The following is an 888-nucleotide window of genomic DNA, read 5'->3' on the forward strand; positions in this document are numbered from 1 at the left end:
GAGGAATTGTTCTCGGCCTGCAAGACCGAGTTCAAGCACCTGGAGTACTTCTACTTCCACAACTTCATTTATGAATCAGTGTGGAAGAACAACATGCGCCGCACTTCCGAACGCACTTCGACCCAGGATCTGCTGCACAAATACGGCGCCGACTACAAAGTGATCTTCATCGGTGACGCCGCGATGGCGCCTTACGAAATCACCCAGGCCGGTGGCAGCGTCGAGCACTGGAACGAAGAGCCGGGTTACGTGTGGATGCAGCGCTTCATGGAGAAATACAAGAAGCTCATCTGGATCAACCCGTATCCGAAGGACACGTGGGGCTATACCTCGTCGACCAACATCGTCCGCGATCTGATCGAGGATCAGATGTATCCGCTAACGCTGCGCGGGCTTGAGGAAGGGATGCGGTTTCTTTCCAAATAATCGTTAACTCGACGAACGCCTTCGCGAGCAGGCTCGCTCCCACATTGGAATGCTTTTACCTGTGGGAGCGAGCCTGCTCGCGAAGCTTTTAGCGATCTTTGAAGCGCTGCAAATACTCGACATGCTCGCGGTGCGCGACGTCCTGCACCACCGGCCTCATTCTCACTTTCGTTCCCGGCAGGCACTGCGCCAATCGCGCCAGCGCCAGCGGTGTCAACGCGCCCAGGCGCGGATAGCCACCAATGGTCTGCCGATCATTGAGCAACACAATCGGCTGCCCGTCCGGCGGCACCTGAACCGCGCCCAACGGAATCCCCTCGGAGATCATCGGCGCGCCCTGATATTGCAACGCCGCGCCGAGCAGGCGGATGCCCATGCGGTCGGCGCGACTGTCGATGGTCCAGGCGCTGTTGAAGACATCGAACAGGCTCTGCCCGCTGAACTGGCCGATCTGTGCGCCGA

Annotated in this window: 2 pseudogenes; one reads left to right on the forward strand and one right to left on the reverse strand. The window is 58.7% G+C overall.

The window, feature by feature from the left end:
- Positions 1-426, forward strand: a pseudogene (locus D6877_RS14490) (hypothetical protein); the annotation flags it as partial.
- An 88-nt stretch (positions 427-514) separates the two neighbouring features.
- Here D6877_RS14490 and D6877_RS14495 read toward each other — a convergent pair.
- Positions 515-888 (reverse strand): annotated as a pseudogene (locus D6877_RS14495) (allophanate hydrolase); the annotation flags it as partial.

Origin of the sequence: Pseudomonas sp. Sample_9 (assembly GCF_004307535.1) — a bacterium.
Classification (GTDB): domain Bacteria; phylum Pseudomonadota; class Gammaproteobacteria; order Pseudomonadales; family Pseudomonadaceae; genus Aquipseudomonas; species Aquipseudomonas mercuritolerans.